Annotated in this window: 16 protein-coding genes and 1 tRNA gene; 13 read left to right on the top strand and 4 right to left on the bottom strand. The window is 57.5% G+C overall.

The annotated features are described in order from the left end of the window. Positions 1-10 precede the first annotated feature (10 nt). The gene (locus IPI71_05530) at positions 11-3,871 is read left to right on the top strand and encodes a DNA-directed DNA polymerase II large subunit (protein ID QQR70168.1); all 3,861 of its coding nucleotides are present in this window, start codon (positions 11-13) and stop codon (positions 3,869-3,871) included. Between the two features lie 16 nt (positions 3,872-3,887). Here the strand turns inward: IPI71_05530 and thiC are convergent, their stop codons facing one another. Then, entirely contained in the window at positions 3,888-5,138 is a 1,251-nt protein-coding gene (thiC, locus tag IPI71_05535) for a phosphomethylpyrimidine synthase ThiC (GenBank protein ID QQR70169.1), read from the bottom strand. 104 nt (positions 5,139-5,242) lie between these two features. Between thiC and IPI71_05540 the strand changes: the two genes are divergently transcribed. The 7 genes from IPI71_05540 to IPI71_05570 all read left to right on the top strand — a co-directional run bounded on the left by IPI71_05540 (position 5,243) and on the right by IPI71_05570 (position 12,420). Continuing rightward, positions 5,243-6,421 (top strand): cysteine desulfurase, encoded by a 1,179-nt coding sequence (locus IPI71_05540; protein QQR70170.1) that lies wholly within the window; start codon positions 5,243-5,245, stop codon positions 6,419-6,421. A gap of 181 nt (positions 6,422-6,602) precedes the next feature. After that, a tRNA-Leu gene (locus tag IPI71_05545) sits at positions 6,603-6,685 on the top strand. A 217-nt stretch (positions 6,686-6,902) separates the two neighbouring features. After that, complete coding sequence (locus IPI71_05550) at positions 6,903-8,255, top strand: Fic family protein (GenBank protein ID QQR70171.1); 1,353 nt, start codon at positions 6,903-6,905, stop codon at positions 8,253-8,255. 447 nt (positions 8,256-8,702) lie between these two features. Beyond that, complete coding sequence (locus IPI71_05555) at positions 8,703-10,268, top strand: ribonuclease J (protein QQR70172.1); 1,566 nt, start codon at positions 8,703-8,705, stop codon at positions 10,266-10,268. Beyond that, on the top strand, positions 10,258-10,755 hold the full coding sequence (locus IPI71_05560) for a hypothetical protein (GenBank protein QQR70173.1): 498 nt from the start codon (positions 10,258-10,260) through the stop codon (positions 10,753-10,755). The genes IPI71_05555 and IPI71_05560 overlap by 11 nt, the downstream gene beginning before the upstream one ends. Further along, the gene (locus tag IPI71_05565; GenBank protein ID QQR70174.1) at positions 10,745-11,755 is read left to right on the top strand and encodes a hypothetical protein; all 1,011 of its coding nucleotides are present in this window, start codon (positions 10,745-10,747) and stop codon (positions 11,753-11,755) included. The genes IPI71_05560 and IPI71_05565 overlap by 11 nt, the downstream gene beginning before the upstream one ends. Beyond that, the gene (locus tag IPI71_05570; protein ID QQR70175.1) at positions 11,719-12,420 is read left to right on the top strand and encodes an HAD family hydrolase; all 702 of its coding nucleotides are present in this window, start codon (positions 11,719-11,721) and stop codon (positions 12,418-12,420) included. Before IPI71_05565 ends, IPI71_05570 begins: the two co-directional genes overlap by 37 nt. 120 nt (positions 12,421-12,540) lie before the next feature. On the opposite strand, the gene IPI71_05575 is transcribed toward IPI71_05570, so the two are convergent. Continuing rightward, positions 12,541-12,801, bottom strand: coding sequence for a hypothetical protein (locus tag IPI71_05575; GenBank protein ID QQR70176.1), 261 nt, complete (start codon positions 12,799-12,801; stop codon positions 12,541-12,543). Here IPI71_05575 and IPI71_05580 point away from each other — a divergent pair. From IPI71_05580 to IPI71_05590, 3 genes are all read left to right on the top strand, one after another. Further along, on the top strand, positions 12,800-13,018 hold the full coding sequence (locus IPI71_05580; protein QQR70177.1) for a hypothetical protein: 219 nt from the start codon (positions 12,800-12,802) through the stop codon (positions 13,016-13,018). The two genes, IPI71_05575 and IPI71_05580, sit on opposite strands and share 2 nt — an antisense overlap. Before the next feature lie 87 nt (positions 13,019-13,105). Beyond that, a complete protein-coding gene (locus IPI71_05585) occupies positions 13,106-13,366 on the top strand; it encodes a hypothetical protein (protein ID QQR70178.1) in 261 nt (86 codons plus the stop codon). Positions 13,367-13,963: 597 nt separating this feature from the next. Continuing rightward, positions 13,964-14,518 carry a hypothetical protein gene (locus tag IPI71_05590; protein ID QQR70179.1) on the top strand — a complete coding sequence of 185 codons (555 nt, stop codon included), beginning with the start codon at positions 13,964-13,966 and terminating at the stop codon, positions 14,516-14,518. A 66-nt stretch (positions 14,519-14,584) separates the two neighbouring features. On the opposite strand, the gene IPI71_05595 is transcribed toward IPI71_05590, so the two are convergent. Both IPI71_05595 and IPI71_05600 read right to left on the bottom strand, forming a co-directional pair. After that, positions 14,585-15,118: a Holliday junction resolvase gene (locus IPI71_05595; protein ID QQR70180.1), complete on the bottom strand. Its 534-nt coding sequence runs from the start codon at positions 15,116-15,118 to the stop codon at positions 14,585-14,587. A gap of 54 nt (positions 15,119-15,172) precedes the next feature. Further along, complete coding sequence (locus IPI71_05600) at positions 15,173-15,313, bottom strand: hypothetical protein (GenBank protein ID QQR70181.1); 141 nt, start codon at positions 15,311-15,313, stop codon at positions 15,173-15,175. A gap of 221 nt (positions 15,314-15,534) precedes the next feature. On the opposite strand from IPI71_05600, the gene eif1A reads away from it, so the two are divergent. Next, positions 15,535-15,840, top strand: a complete 306-nt coding sequence (gene eif1A / locus IPI71_05605; GenBank protein ID QQR71958.1) for a translation initiation factor eIF-1A — start codon at positions 15,535-15,537, stop codon at positions 15,838-15,840. Between the two features lie 103 nt (positions 15,841-15,943). After that, positions 15,944-16,129: a hypothetical protein gene (locus IPI71_05610; GenBank protein ID QQR70182.1), complete on the top strand. Its 186-nt coding sequence runs from the start codon at positions 15,944-15,946 to the stop codon at positions 16,127-16,129. Positions 16,130-16,904 lie beyond the last annotated feature (775 nt).

The following is a 16,904-nucleotide window of genomic DNA, read 5'->3' on the forward strand; positions in this document are numbered from 1 at the left end:
AGAGAGAGCTATGGTGAAGCGGTCCGCGGCCATGGAGCAGTATTCCGAAAACCTCATGGCCTACCTTTCCCGGGCGCTCGAGGTTGCGGCAGCAGCGCGGGCACAGGGAATCGACCCTAGGACGGAAGTCGAGATACCGGTGGCTAGCGACCTCGCCGACCGGGTCGAAGCGCTGCTCTCCATCAAAGGCCTTGCCACAAGGATCCGCGAGCTTGAGGCGACAATGAGCAGGGAGGAGGCTGCCCTCCGGATCGGTGATGACTTCGTGGCGCGGAAGTTCGGGGAGCAGACGCGGGAGGAGATCCTTGACCATGCCATCAGGACCGCCATGGCCATGCTCACCGAAGGAGTGGTGGCCGCGCCCACCGAAGGGATCGCAAAGGTGGCGACCGGGAAGAATGACGACGGGTCCGAGTATCTCCGCATCTTCTATGCCGGCCCGATCCGCAGTGCAGGAGGAACTGCCCAGGCGCTGTCGGTCCTGGTCGGGGACTACGTGCGGCGTGCGCTCGGGATAAACCGCTACATCCCCCGCCACGAGGAGGTGGAGCGGTACATCGAGGAGGTCCGCCAGTACAATACCATCATGAACCTGCAGTATCTCCCCGGCGAGCGGGAGATACGCCTCATCGTCGGCAATTGCCCGGTCTGCATCGATGGGGAGGGGACCGAGCAGGAAGAAGTGAGGGGGTACCGGAACCTCGAGCGTATCGAGACCAATGCCGTCCGGGGCGGGATGGCCCTGGTCCTCGCCGAAGGGCTTGCCCTCAAGGCCCCCAAGATCCAGAAGTACGTCCGTTCCATGAAGATGGACGGGTGGGAGTGGCTCGCGGAACTTTCCACCACTACGGAAAAGAGCCTTTCAGAGGGGGAGGAGGAGCGGGTCCTCCCCCGCGACAAGTACCTCCGGGACCTTATAGGGGGTCGGCCGGTCTTCTCCTATCCCATGCGGAAAGGGGGGTTCCGGTTGCGCTACGGCCGGTCGCGGAATACCGGGTTTGCCGCGGCCGGTATCAACCCGGCCACCATGCATGTCCTTGGCGATTTCCTTGCCGTGGGAACCCAGATGAAAATCGAGCGGCCCGGGAAGGCGGCAGGGATCGTCCCGGTCGACTCCATCGAGGGACCCACCGTGCGCCTCGTGAACGGGGACGTGCTCAGGATCGATGACCATGCCGCGGCCGAATCAATTTCCCCCTCCATAGACCGGATCCTCGATATCGGGGAGATCCTGATCAGCTACGGGGAATTTCTCGAAAACAATCACCCCCTCATCCCCCCGTCGTACTGTGAAGAGTGGTGGAAGCTCGAAGGCGGCGGTACCCGCCCGGAGAACGAGCTGGAGGCGATATCACGCTGTTGTGACGGCCAGTTCCTCCACCCTGCTTTCACCTACTTCTGGGACGATATCAGCTCCGATGAGCTGCAGGAGCTGGCCGGCCTGGTCTCGGAGACCGGGGAGGTCCGACACGGGATCCTGGTCCTGCCAAACACTGCCCGCACCAAGGCGCTGCTCGAAGAGATCCTCGTCCCGCACCTGGTCCGTGAAGGCATGATCTGCATCAGCAGTTACATGGTCTTCCTGGCCTGTCTCGGGCTCGACCTGCAGCTCAGGAAGCGCGAGGTATGGGACACGGTCCCGCAGGGCGACGGGCTCACCGCCGCCATGCACCTCTCGGGGTTCCTTATGCGTTCGAAGGCAGGGACTCGTATCGGTGGGAGAATGGGCCGGCCCGGCAAGTCCAGGCCAAGGAAGATGAATCCCCCTCCCCATTCCCTCTTTCCTCTGGGAGCGGCAGGGGGTTCCCGCCGCTCGTTCCAGGAAGCAGCCAACCATGCCCCCGAACCGAACATGGACGGGGGGGTCATCCAGATCGAGACCGGGAAGCGCCGGTGTCCTGCCTGCGGGGCTGTGACGTTCCGGAACCGGTGCGAGTGCGGCACGCACACCATCCCTGTCTTCTCCTGTCCACGCTGCAGGCGGGAGCTGAGCGAATCCGAGTGCCCCTCCTGCAAGGTGTCAACGACCTGTTCGCAGGTTGTCAGCCTGAACGTGAAGCAGGAGTATGCCCGGGCAACCGAGCGACTCGGGAAGCGGGAGCAGCCGGTAAGCCTGGTGAAGGGGGTGAAAGGACTCATCTCGCGGGAGCGGGCCGTCGAGGAGATCGAGAAGGGCATCCTCCGGGCCGAGCATGAACTCTTTGTCTTCAAGGACGGCACGGTCCGGTTCGACATGATCGACCTCCCCCTCACCCATTTCCGACCGGCAGAGATCGGTGTGGCACCGGCCCGGCTGGCCGAGCTCGGGTACCCGGCCGATATCCATGGCGTTCCCCTCACCCGCCCTGACCAGGTTGTGGAGCTCAAACCCCAGGATATCCTGGTCTCCGAGTCCTGTGCTGATTACATGGTGCACACCGCCGCGTTTGTCGACGATCTCCTGGAACGCGTGTACAGGCTGCCGCCGTTCTACCGGATCGCTTCACGGGATGACCTGATAGGGCACCTGGTAATCGGTCTTGCCCCCCACACGAGCGCCGGGGTCCTGGCGCGGATTATCGGGATCTCGAGGGCGAATGTCGGGTACGCTCACCCGTTTTTCCATGCCGCAAAACGGAGGAACTGCTTCCATGGCGACACGGCTATCGAGGTATTCGACGGCCGGACCTGGAAAACGATGCCCCTGCGCCAGTTCGTGGCAGAAAATTTCGATCTCTCCCGACCGGGTATCGACCGGCTGGGGACCTACCACTCCGACCCGCAGCAGACCTATCTCACCCGTTCAATCGACCGGGAGGGAAAACCCCACCTGCGGAGGGTCACTTCGGTCTCCATCCACCGGGCCCCGGAACATATCATCCGGTTCGAGACGCGGCAGGGGAGGGTGCTGGCCGTGACCCCTGACCACGCGATGCTGGTCTGGGATCTCTGCTACCTCCGGAAGATCCGCGCCGTGGAGCTGAAGGTGGGCGACCCGGTGCCGGTCATGGCCGGTACTTCGGTGCTCACCGATCACATCCTCCACCGGGATATTGTCCCCTGCCTGGAAGACCGCGTATTCTGCCTGACTGTGACCGATGAGCACACGGTCTGCGCGAACGGTATCTTCACCGGGCAGTGCGATGGCGACGAGGACTGCATAATGCTCCTCCTCGACGCCCTGATCAACTTCTCCCGTGCATTCCTCCCCGAGTCACGGGGCGGGACCATGGACGCCCCCCTGGTGTTGACCACGGCCATCGACCCTGAGGAGATCGACAAGGAGAGCCACAACCTTGATGTGGTCTCCAGGTACCCGCTCGAGCTCTACCAGGCGGCCCTGGACTATTCGCATCCCCGAGATGTCGTAAAATACATCGACCGCGTGGAGAACCGGCTGGGGACTGCGGCGGCTCTCGAAGGATTTCTCTTCACTCACGACACTTCCGATATCTCGGCCGGGCCGCTGGAGTCCGCTTACACCCAGCTCAAGAGCATGTTCGAAAAGCTCGAAGCCGAGCTCACCCTTGCCGGGAAGATCCGGGCGGTTGACCAGGATGACGTTGCCGAACGGGTGCTCACCACCCATTTCATCCGCGATCTCATGGGGAACCTATCCGCCTTCTCCAAGCAGAAGTTCAGGTGCACCAAATGCAATGCCAGTTACCGGCGGATGCCGCTTGCCGGCAAGTGCACGCGCTGCGGCGGCAACATCGTCCCCACCGTGCACGAGGGCTCGGTCAAGAAATACCTCGAGGTTTCCCGGCAGATCTGCGAGAAGTACAGGGTCTCGGAGTACACCAGGCAGCGAGTGATGGTGCTCGACCGGGCCATCGAGTCCACCTTCGGAGAGGAAAAGTCCCAGCAGATGGGGCTTGCCGACTTCATGTGAAGGATCCCCGGGTTTTTCACCGTTCCCGGCGACGTTCCGCCATAAGTGCCTTCATCAGGCGGATTGCACAGAAGTCACCACACATGGAACATCCCGGGGTGTCTCCCGCCAGGTCCCGTGCTCTCTGCTCATCCAGGGCACGGCTGAACTGCCCCTCGCGATCCAACCCGGACCGGAGCAGCGAGATCTCCTTATCGGCGGCGTCCTTCCCATACTTCACGATATCCCCGATATGGGCCGCGATCCTGAAGGCGATCAGCCCTTCCTTGACCTGGTCCGGGCCGGGCAGTCCCAGGTGTTCCGACGGCGAAATGGAGCAGATGTAATCTGCACCGGCCGCACTGGCGGCGGCGGCCCCTGCACACCCGGCGATGTGGTCATAACCAAGTGCAATATCGGTGGGGAGCGGGCCGGCTACGAAGAGGGGGTAGGGGGCGGCTTTCTTGTAGGAGCGGACAAGGGGAGCGATACGGTTGTACCGGACATGCCCGCCTGCTCCCTCGATAATGACCTGGATGCCCTGCTCCCGTGCATATCTTCCCAGGGCACAGTTCCTTCGCAGTTCTTCCTGCTGGGCCGGTCCCCATCCGTCGTGGATCCCTCCGCCCCGTGCCGTGTTGCCGAGGGAAAGGACGGTATCATACCGGCGGAAAATACCGAGGATCTCATCGAGCAGTTCGATGAAGGGGTTCTCCTGGTCATGGAGGTGCATGTAGACACAGGTCAGCGAACCGCCTTTGGAGACCACTCCCGATATCCGTTGTTCACGCTCCATGAGACCGAGGGTCTTTCGGTCAACGAAATGAAGCACCATGGAGCTCACCCCCGCGGCGGCCTGGTCCCGGATGGTGGAGAGGAGGTCTGCTTCGGTCATGTGTGCGAGTCCCACCCGCGCTGCGGTCTCATAGATCGGCACGGTCGTGAGAGGGATGGTGGTAGCGCGGATGATGGACTCCCGGATGGACCGGATATCCCCTCCCATGGAGAGGTCGGTGATGGTGTCCGCACCAAAGCGCTCGGCAATCCGGGCTTTTTCCACCTCCTCTTCGGGCGCTACCCGGGTGCTCGAGGTCCCGATATTCACGTTCACCCGGGTGCACAGGCCCCTGCCGATGCCTAGAGCATGGTCTCCTCTCTGCATGAATACCATGCTGCCTTCCAGGACAGCACCCCGGACCTGGTCCGGGTCGATTCCCTCCCGGGCCGCCACCTGGTGGAGGAGTTCGGGTATCTCCCCATCGATGGCCGCATCAATGACCGTTTCCATGCATCGTACTTTATTCCCTTGGCTGACGTGACGGTTAAAGGTTGGCCGGGCTCCCCCGGCCGGAAGGGCAACCCTCATCCCTGCCCGCGGTAATAGTTTTCCCGATGTACGATCTCGCCGCCCTCCGCGAGGAGTTCCCGGTGCTCTCCACCTGCATCTATCTCGATTCGGCCGCCACCAGCCAGACCCCCCGGTGTGCGGTGGAGGCGATGAAAGCTTACTTCTTCGAGTACTCCGCAAACCACGGGAGAGGAGCACACCGGCTGGCGCGCAGGACCACTGAAGCGTATGAGGGGACCAGGGCCCGCCTGGGCAAGTTCCTGGGTGTGCCCGCCGATCGTCTCGTCTTTACCCGGAACACCACCGAGGCCATCAACCTGGTGGCACAGGGGATCTGCTGGAAGGAGGGGGACGAGGTGGTGACCACCGATCTCGAGCACCACGCCAACCTGGTCCCCTGGCTGGCCCTGCGGGACCGGGGGGTGAGGGTGAAGGTCGTCCCGGGGAAAAACGGGTATGTCCGGGAGGACGATTTCCAGGAAACCGTGGGGCGTTCCACCCGCCTGGTGGCGGTCAACCACATGACCAACGTACTCGGCACCGTCCTTCCGGTGGAGGGGTTGGCACGGGTCGCCCATGATGCCGGTGCTGCCATCCTGGTGGACGCCGCCCAGTCCATCGGGCACCTGCCCATGCCCCGGACCGACCTCTTCGATTACCTGGCCATCCCCGGGCACAAGGGGCTGCTTGGCCCCCAGGGGACGGGGGCCCTGTACATCGCCGATCCCGGCACGCTCGCCGTTTCCTGTTACGGGGGCGGGATGGTTGCCGATGTCAGTCTCGACCGGTTCACCCTCCTCCCCTGCCCGGCCCGGTTCGAGCCTGGCACGCCTAATATCCCGGGCGTGATAGGGCTTGGGGCGGCCATCGGGCTCGTTGAGAGGCTCGGTGTCGAGGCCATTCACCGGCACGAGAGGGATGTCGGAAAGCGGATCCATGCCGGGCTGTCGGCAATACCCGGGGTGACGGTATACAGTCCCCTGGGAAGCACGGTCATCTCGTTCAACGTCACGGGAATGGCCCCGGACCTCGTGGCTTTCCGCCTCGACCAGAAGGCTGCGATCTGCGTCCGCTCCGGGATGCACTGCGCCCAGCCGCTCACCATGTCCCTGGATACCCGGGGGACGGTGCGGGCGTCGGTTGGGTGTTACACGACCAACGATGAGGCGGATGTACTCGTCCGGGCGGTGGAAGAGATCGTTTCCGAAAAGGTGACGGCCTGACGGGGACTGAATGGACCTGGTGAAGAGCGCTGTCCTGGCCATATCCCGATCTTTTTAAGGAGCTGTCGTTCATACCCGGTTCCCTGTATGCAGGTTGGCCCATTTTATATGGATGGTTTTTCTGAGAAAACGGGGCGCTATCTCAAGACTTTATAACGGAGTTACGCGTACCAGTACAGGAGCGAGTGTAACCAAGCGGCCAAAGGTGACCGGCTCAAGATCGGTTCTCACAGGAGTTCGCAGGTTCGATTCCTGCCACTCGCATTTTCTTTTTAATCTTGGCTGTATTACCTAATGAAAAGGGCTGTGTTGTTTTAGCATAAAATTATATAAACCCTTCCTTCTCATCCATCTTCTGGCGAAGTCAGGTAAAACTAAAATCTAATAAATTAGTAGCGAGTTCGAGGGGGAAAATGCAAATTGATAGCACAACTAATAACTACTAAAATATACTAAATTAGTATTTAGTGTTGGTAACATAATGCAAAAACTTCCCGAACGGCCCCCGTCTGATTGGAACCATGTGTTCACTGCTGCTTTGGTGAAAGATCCGGAGCTTCTGGAGGAAGTCGCTGAATATAATCGCCGCTATCTTTCCTGGGACGAACTGAAATACAGGATACCTGATCCAGAGCGAAGAAAAGCAACCTGGGCGATCATGAAATTGCTCCGGGTATTGCGGTATGAACACGTCCCGTTCAAACGTCTTCCCCTTACTTACTCGTTTATCCCCGAGATAGTAAAAAGCCTCCATACCATCGATCGGTACCTTTCCGGGACATTACGCATCCATAACAAGACGATTACCCTTGAGGAGTCCCACATCGTCAATTCACTCATGGAAGAAGCCATTGCCTCGAGTATTTTAGAGGGGGCGGCAACTACCCGTAAAAATGCCAAAGAGATGCTGCGGAAAGGGAAGAAGCCAAAAAATAACGCCGAGCGGATGGTTCTGAATAATTATGAGGCGATGCGATTCATCAGGGAAAAGAAAGAAAAACCACTCTCTCCTGGGTTCATCCTCGAGATCCACCAGATCGTGACAAGAGGGACGATCGATGATGCGGCTGTTGGACATTTCCGGACGACAAATGAAGTTGTTGTGGCTGATTCGGAAACCGGCCTGGTATATCACACACCTCCGGACTTTTCTGAGATTGAGGGATTCATTGAGGACCTCTGTGCCTTCGCGAATAGCGATATCGCAGGGAGCAAAGCGAATCCTGATACCTTTATTCACCCGGTCATCAAAGGGGTAGTGCTCCATTACCTCATCGGGTACCTTCACCCGTTCAACGACGGGAATGGTCGTACCGCGCGGAGCATCTTTTATTGGTACGTACTTTCGCGGGGATACTGGCTCTTCGAGTATATGCCAATCTCGCGGATCATCCTGCGGTCAAAAAAGAAGTACACCCTGGCATATCTCCATACCGAATATGACGGGTCAGATGTAACGTATTTTCTCCAATATAACCTGTCCTGTATTAATGAAGCGTTGACTGATCTTCTCGTATATCTTGAGAAACAACAGGCCGTACAGCGCGCGACGAAAGCTATCATCCGAGAGATCAAGGAGATCAACCCACGCCAGGCAAATATCCTTCGTGAGATGATGGAGCATTCTGATGAATACTTCACAATCCGCCAGGTCATGCAGGTGTACAACACGGTCTATCAGACGGCGCGAACCGATCTCTTACGTCTTGCAAAGCTGGGATACATCATCCAGGAGAAGCGTGGAAAGCAATATATGTTTATCTTCAACGAAAAGTCAAACCTCTGGAAGGATTCCCCCCGGAAGAGAAAAGGTGTAGAGAAAGAAGTGGAATAAACTTCATACCTTCGAGCCCTCATCGGATTATACTCGCAACCATGATATTTAAAGAGGCCAGGACGTGGGCTTCTTACTATTTGATCTGTTTTGTAGCCCTCCTCTGGGTAGGATTTCTGGCTGTCGGAGGGAGTGAGTCTTTTCATCACGATGATCGTGTTTGGCTTTTCCGGGGCAAGTGAAATCCTGGAGGAAGTGAAGAACGATCTGCAGGAATAGCAGCTGAACCGGGCGTTATTCGGTGATGAGACCCTGGGAAATCGCCATCGGAGGATAGACGACCGCGAACCAGCCTCACGCCGTGAGACTGAAGGGGGGGAACACTTATGCTGGGGAAAAAAGGTATCTTCAAGATGGTAACGACCGCGCCGGCGCATGGTCCGGCGCATGGTTCCGGGGGTTCGATTTCGATGGAGAATGACGGTCGGGAGAAGGGGGTGTTCCCGCATGGTCTCACTCACGGTGTATGACGGCGCGAATGGAATCGGTGGCAACAAGATATTTGTTGAAGACCAGGGCAGGGGGGTGTTCCTCGACTTCGGGATGAACTTCAGCAAGAACAGTGCCTACTACGAGGAATTCCTGAAACCGCGGCCATCCCGCGGGATCCATGATCTCCTACTCCTGAACTTCATTCCCCGGTTGAACATCTACCGCCCGGACCTGGTTCCGGCAGACATCGCGGTGGACCAGTTCCCCTCGTTGAACATCTGTGCCGCCCTCATCAGCCATGCCCACATGGATCACATGGGATACATGGGCCTGCTCAACGAGGCCATTCCTGTAATCGGGTCGTGCACGACCCTGGCGTTGATGAAGGCGATGCAGGATACCCAGAACCAGGTCTTCGGTTCTGATGTAACCTACTGCACCTTCAAATCAAGGTCCGGAGAGGAAGGATTCACCCTGGAATCGAAGAGAGATGCACCATACGTGGGGAGAGCTCTCTACAGCATGACAGAGCCCTGCGCCGGGCTGGTTGATTTCCTAAACATGCGGCCAACCGCGCCCTCCTCCAGGAAAAAATTCAATCCCCCGCCGATCCAGTGCCTCTCCTGCGGGACCCTCCCCTTCGAGATTTCGGCCTACCCGGTCGACCACTCCATCTACGGAGCAACGGCCTTCATTATCGAGGGGACCAAGACCATCGCATACACCGGAGACTTCCGGGTCCATGGAAAGCACGCGGACCAGACCCGGGAATTTGCTAGCCGTGCCAGGGGGGCCGATGTCCTCATAACCGAGGGAACCCGTGCCCGAAGGGATGATGCAGAGAATGCCGGTGGCGAGGCCTGCCCGACGAACTCTGTATCCGAGCAGACCGTGTATGAAACCTGCCGGGCCGTGGTCGATGAATCACCGGCCATCGTGATTGCCGATTTCTCGGCACGGAACATCGAACGCCTGGAAATGTTCCTTGACATCGCGCAGAAATCGGGCAGGAGCCTGGTTGCCACCGCTAAGGACGCCTACATCCTCCAGACCCTCAACCGTGTCGAACCAGTGGCGAGGCTCGAGGAGATCCTCGTCTATGACGCCCTGAAAGCGGAGAAGAAGTCGGCGTGGGAGGAACTAGCAGTCGCATCCGGGGGAAGACTCATCGGGCACCGCGAAATCTCGAGCGCTCCCGAGAGCTATGTAGTATGCTTCTCGTTCTACGATATGAACCACCTCCTCGACATTTCGCCGGACGGTGGAGATTATATCTACTCTTCGTGTGAGGCGTTCTCCGAAGAGATGGTTATCGATTTCCAGCGCCTCTGGGAATGGCTGAAGTTCTTCGGGATGCGGGTCCATGGACTGGAGATGGTCAGGGAACCGTACGGGGTGAAGCCAAAAACGGTAAAGGGGTTCCACGCCTCGGGACATGCCTCACGGGAAGACCTCGAAGAGATTATCACCCAAATCGAGCCGAAGGTTATCATCCCGGTCCACACTACCGGGCACCAGTGGTTCGCTGACACCTTTGAAGAGGTCCGGGTTGTCCAGGAAGGGGAGCGACTTGAGCTCTGAGCGGGTGTATATCACCCTTCTCGGCCGGTCCGTCTGGGCGCTCCTGAACACCTACTACGCCATCACCAGGGAGGCGCAGTACTTCCCCGACACCGTCTACATCGCGGTCGAAGCGCCCTTCCGGGACCAGGCAGTGCTTGCGGAAGAGGGTGTCCTCATCATCTCCCGGGCCATGGGATTCTCACCAGAGATCGAGTCGATCGATGTGGATCAGGCAGACATCGTGGACGCATTCCGGAAACTCCACACGAGAATCAGCGGAAAAAAGAAGGCCGGAGCCAAGGTCGCCATCGACATCACGCCCGGGAGGAAAGCAACCGTTGCCGGTATACTCCTCCCCATCAAACTCGATGACGTTGACCACGTCTTCTACTTGGAGATCTCCACGACCGTTGACGTGGCAAAACCGTTCCAGATGATCCCGCGACAGTTCCACCGGCTGCATGACTTCAAGGCACAGGCAGTGAGGGCCCGCGATGGATGCTGAGGTCGCCATCGAGATCCCCGAACTCCAGGTTCTCCTGAACCTGATGAAGGGGCCGGTGGTGATAAAATATCCCCTCTATGATTTCGATATCGTCGTCCTCAAAGAATCCCGGACAGGGTTCGTCCTGAGCGGGATGTGTTCCCGGGATGACTTTGAGGATGCCGCCAGTGGCTTTGGGGAACTTGCCTACGACATGCCGTCCTACAACGATGTGATCCAGTCTCTGTTAGTGGCTGGAATCATCTCGTACCGCAACAGTGAGGGGTTCGAGAACCTCAAGGCCACTTCCCGAGCGATGAACAAGACCGTGCTCTTCAGCCTCGACACCAACCTGCTCTACGATGGTTTCCCCTCTCGGGCAGGGATTGATGCATCGGATTTTCTCCTTGTTGATATCGTTCAGGCCGAGATCGAGAGCGCACTCAACACTAAGTACCTCCCGCAGGTCATCAGCCAGCTCAAAAGGATGGCTCCCTTCGAAGGGAAGGTGCTTGACGAGCTGGTCAACCGGAAGATGAAACGGTCCCGCCTTGCAGCATACGGAGCACTCGCGGAGTTCCAGAAGATCCGGGACAAGGCGCAGATCATCAGGACCGGTGAGCCGGCAACCGCGGACAAGGAGAAGAACGACCTCCTCATCGTCAAGGCACTGAAAGTGTTCGAGCGGGAGAAATACAGCGCACCTATCCATCTCACCGCTGACTCCAATGTTGCGGAGCTCTGCAGGGCTGAAGGTGTGGCCCACTACCTCTTCGAATTCCCACATACCATCGAGGTCCGGGACTGCGCGCCATCAGCGGCGATAGCCCTCCTCTCCCGGCTCGCCGTCACGTTCGGTGTGGTGAAGTGCAATGCGGCATTCATCTACGGCGAATTTCGGGGCAAGGGAGCCCGGCGCCACAGCCTGAAGCTGGTATCCAGGAACAAGGCACTGCACGCAGAATTTACCAGGGAGCTTGAACTATGCAGGAACCTGAGCAGACTCAAAATCGAGCGATAACCACGGTCCTCTTCGACATGGACAACACGCTCTTCGATTTCGTCGAGACAAAGATTGCAGCCTGTGAAGCGGTCAATCGCCGCCTTGGACTCGAGCGGACCCGGGACCTTCTCTTCTACTTCCTGCGGGAGAACGGGCGGGACTTCGAAGACCTTGAACACCTGCGGGACTTCATGAAGGATCACGGGGTCTACTCGGAGGAATCATTTGACGAATGCTGCAGGCTATACGAGGACATGAAAATCCGGCACCTTGCTCCCTACCCGGCCATTGAGGAGACCCTGACGCAGCTGCGGGCGCGGGGGCTTTCCCTCTCGGTGGTAACCGATGCCCACCGGAAGAATGCCATTACCCGGCTGGAGAGGACGGGGCTTTCCGGGATGTTTGACCTGGTTATCACCTCGGACATGACCGGTTCCTACAAGCCCGATCCGAAGGTGTTCCGATATGCGCTGGAGCGGCTCGGGCGGCATCCCGGGGAAGTGCTGATGGTGGGCGACAGTCTCCGCCGGGATATCGCCCCTGCAAGGCAGATGGGGATGATGACCGCGCATGCCCGCTACGGGGACCGGAACTTTCACGAAGAGTGGAGCGAACAAGCCGATGTGACCCTTGCCGACATCTCAGAGGTGCTGCACCTGGTCGACCAGATGCGACACCTGTGACACTCATGGTTGATAATGAACGGCGCGAATAACAGTAAGATCAGATAGTAATATTTATGCCTATCATTGGATTATACTCGCAATCATGATATTTAAAGACGCCAGAACGTGGGTTTTTTATTATTTGATCTGTTTCGTAGCCCTCCTCTGGGTAGGATTTCTGGCCGTCCAGGGAGTGATGATCTTTGCGAGCCTTTTCATCACGATGATCGTGTTTGGCTTTTCCGTTCTCCTTTGCATCATGCTGATTATGGAACAGAGGGAGAGACCACTGGAGAACGAAGCGACTTCGAAAAAAGAGGATAACAACGAATCTTTATAGTGTGAAGGATCATCAATTCCGTTGAAGATTATGAGATCGAGCCCCACGACCATGATCATGATTGCCCTCCTGCTCCTCATCATACTGCTGGCCGGGATGATCTTCATCGGGCTCATGCTCATGATATCATATGGAGACGGGCAGGATATGGCATCGGCCCCGCTCGTCCAGTTCGCACAGTGGATGGGGGGGGTAACAATGGGTATTCTGATCTTCATCGCAGAAGGAATCGACCAGATCCTTCAAAATATTGATATCTTTCTCAGCGGATTGTAATTCCCCTTTCAGACTTCCCCGATATTCATCGATCTGATGAATGAACAGCTGAGGAATTAATATCGAAGCTTCCTCCCTCCTCTTTCTATGTCATCTGACTACAGCATCATGCTTCATAAGGTGCTGGCAGACCGGAAATTCTGGATAATCTACTTCCTTGCCAGCTTTTCAGCCCTCCTCTGGGTGGGGTTTTCTGCGGTGCAGGGAGCGATGATCATTGTGGCGATGGTCATCACGCTGGCAATTTCCAGTATTTCCCTGGTCCTCTGCGTGATGCTGGTAACAGATCTGAAAAACAAAACCATCAGGGGAACGGGCGCTGGCCTGGCAAACCAGGCACCTGATTGAAACCGCACGCTGTCATTCCCGGGCTTATCAGGTAGCTTCAGCGCTCTGCTTCGGCATGGACGATTTCAACCCTGGCGGAACAACCCCTTTTTCCGGGCACAATACCGCCGGTAGAAACCGGGAGCGCAGGTAACTTTTCCAAAGAACCCTGGACTATGATGAAATCCGGTATTGATCCGGTACGGTTTTTGCATGTTCACCGCTTGAGATTCATTCTTCATCCAACTATACAGACCGCATGAACAAGGATAGCCCCGGGACCCGGCCTGTGCGGGTTAATCCTGACTTTTCTGCTCACTATCCCCGTTATGTCGGTATTCCCGTATCCGGAACCGCGGTGGTAGATGAAACCGAAATATCTTTCTTCTCGGTTGCATAACTCAAACCTGTTCTGCGAATACCCTCTGGTGTTACTGTGGAATTCCCATTCGACACAGACCCTGATATGAGATCGCAGGACCCTCCGTGCGGGCACTGTAGCTCGCACCATCTTGGATGAGCCTGGTCACCTGGGCACTCCCCCTTTCTGCTCGGGTGACAAAGGCCATGGCCCTACCGCGGGGTTCTTCTTTTCCTGGTTCGAACACCTGAACAGAGATGTCTCCCCGGACAAGGATCCTTATCCCCGCTACCATCGCCGTCATCCTGGTCGGGGTCATAGCCGTTCTCGTATTCAGTATTCCTGAAATACCCGAGCCGACTACACCTGCCCGGCCAAAACCCCTCCCTGGAGTGTCTTCTCCAGGCACCCCGGTTACCGGGGAGCCTGCGGCCACTCTCCCGTCCCCGCCGCTGTTATCACCGGTCGCGACAGTGCCTCCTGCAGCCATCCAGGGGCCGCCATCGTTCCGGCTCCTGGTCGTCCCGGTCGAGGCCCGTGCCCGGCCAGGCGAGGCAATACAGTACACGATGACCATAGAGCCGGGAGGGGGATTCAACGAGCCGGTATCGCTCCGTCTCGATGTGCGGGTTCTCTTCCTCTACCACGAATCGTTCGACCTTGGGACCGTTGATCCGCCGTACCCGAAGAGCGTCGGCTACCGGTTCGTGGTTCCCGGCGATGTCCCGCGTGGGATCACGGTCAAGGCGGTTCTGACCGGAGAGGGAGGAGGTGCCCGGGACACGGTGTCCCTGGTCCTGGTTATTTCCTGACGGGAAGGAGAGGTCCCACGCCTGGCACTCCTCCGGGGAAGAACTCCAGCACCTGCCGGGAATCACTCATTCGTCCGTTCCGGGCGGCACCTGCAGCAGCGTGTAGCTAACCTGCCGTTTTCCAATGCAGTCCCGCACATCCCGCTCCCTCCGGGAGAGCGAAGGGTTCCGGGAGGTCTTGATCTCGGCAAAGACGATCTCCCTGATCCTGCCTTCAGCGAGGCCGTCGAAAACGATCAGGTCGACGGGGCTTCCGAGAAAACGGGCGTCCCGGGGGTCGTAGGGGAACCCGGGGAAGAATGGGACGAGGTGCTCGGTTACTTTCCCCCGGGTTACCGATTCGCTCCTCCTGATGGCATCGGCCCTGATCGCCTCCTCCTCCCGGGCTCTCCAGCCCTCGAAGAGAACTTTTGCCTTCTCGTCCGAGAGCCGTTCGAGTTCGAGGGTCTGCCACCGGGAAACGGCGTCCTGCTCTGCAGCCTGCCAGGCCTCGAAGATCTCCCTGGCCCGCGACTCGATCCTGCTGCCCTGCCGGACATACAGGTAGAGCACCAGGAAGAGCGTGCCAAGCAGGATTGAAATAACCGCCCATTCGATCATAGAATCGCCAGACTACTCTCTGGTTTGCTGGAGGCGTTTTTAAACCATTTCCCCTCACCCTGGTGTAATGTCTGACATCATCGTGGCATCGGGAAATGCCACGTTTCCAGGTGGCGATCGGGGGATGAGGTCATCGAGGATCTCCGGAGGATAAAGGTCGCGAGCCTGCTGGCCACCTCCCGGCTGACCGTCCATTCCTCGTCCTTTGAGCCCCGCAGAATCACGGGGGCTTCGTCACCACGGTCCTTTTCCGCCTGGTCGTATCTCGTTGGGAAACGGGCTTGGGTAACTCCATGCAACAGTGGCCGGAATGCCCCTTTTCCCCCGGTCATTCGCCAGCGGGGATTACCGTCAGGTTGCCGTGAGACAGTTTCATAAGTTAGGAACGCAAAAAATTTTTACCTGGAGTTGATGGACTGACCGATAAGAAGGGGCCCGGAGAACCAGAAGAGATAATCAGGGTCCGCCTCCCGAACAAGCGGAACCGGGAGATTTTTGCCTGCGCCGAACTGATGATGGGTGCCAACCACATCCGGGTGCGGTGTTTTGACGGGGTCACCAGGATGGGCAGGATCAAGGGGAAGATCAAGAAAAAAGTCTGGATTCGCGAGGGGGATATCCTCATTGTTGTCCCCTGGAGCTTCCAGGACGACAAGTGCGATATCATCTACCGGTATACCGGGCCGCAGGTCGAATGGCTCCGGAGAAACGGGTATCTATAAACTTTCCAGGGCAACTATCAGGGCAGCGGGACACGCGCCCTGCATCATTTTTTCTCGTGGATGAGTCGCGGATTCAGGGGGAAAGGGGGGAGTCCCCCCTGGTATGAAAGAGAGAAAATATTCTTGTTCGTCAAACACTGACAATCATACCCCCGCCGAGGATCGCGAAAATAACAACGATCAGGGTGGCCCGGGAATGACCGGGGCGAGTATCGGCCGGAATAAGCTCTTTTCCTACCGGCTCTCGCAGGCAGCAATTCCACACCCAGATCAGGTCCGGATCGCTTGATCACGCATCGTACCCCGCTCGATTGTCCGAACACTGCGTGTGTTTACCGCTGCCTATGAACGAATGCCATCGCTCGCGTCCGGGGAAATGATGCTGCTCCAATCCTACGGGAACCAGTAGGACGTTCCGGGAAGCCTCGTGTGCTCCCCGGAACAGGGGGTGGGTGGTGGCGGTGAGAAAAGGTGAGGGGTTTTCAGGCGAATGCGATCATGCCCCATGCTGTTACCCCGAGCAGGATAATCAGCATGACGGAGAATGCTCCGTACAGGTAATTGATCCGATGTGCTGTTGCCATGTGTTCCTCCCTGTTTTCATTGATTCCTACATTTCGTGCATTTACCATTCATCATAACGATGAATATATGATATTGATTATTGTATTGTATATATATCTATGTATTATTTTGCGCAAAGAAATGTTAATTGACAGCATAATATGGCTTCGATCTCCATAAAAAATGCAAAAATGGAGTGTGAGCAATCAATACCCAACATAAGCATGCCGGTTTTTTCTATATATGAACATAGCAGATCCACATGGCGAAATACTTACCCGGGGATACAAACTCCGGTCTGAAATTGTATCTTCAAACCCCAGTGTCTTGAGAAGTTCGTCGGGGGTGAAGTCCAGAATCCTATTGATCGATACCGGTTGATTGAACTTGTTGCTTATGCTTTTTCAGATGGGATGAATGACTTGCTTCGACCACCAGCTCCGCCAGGACTGATGCAAAAAAGTTGGTCTCCGAACCAATTTTTTGATTAATGCAATATT

Source organism: Methanolinea sp., assembly GCA_016699325.1.
In the GTDB taxonomy this organism is placed as follows: domain Archaea; phylum Halobacteriota; class Methanomicrobia; order Methanomicrobiales; family Methanospirillaceae; genus UBA9949.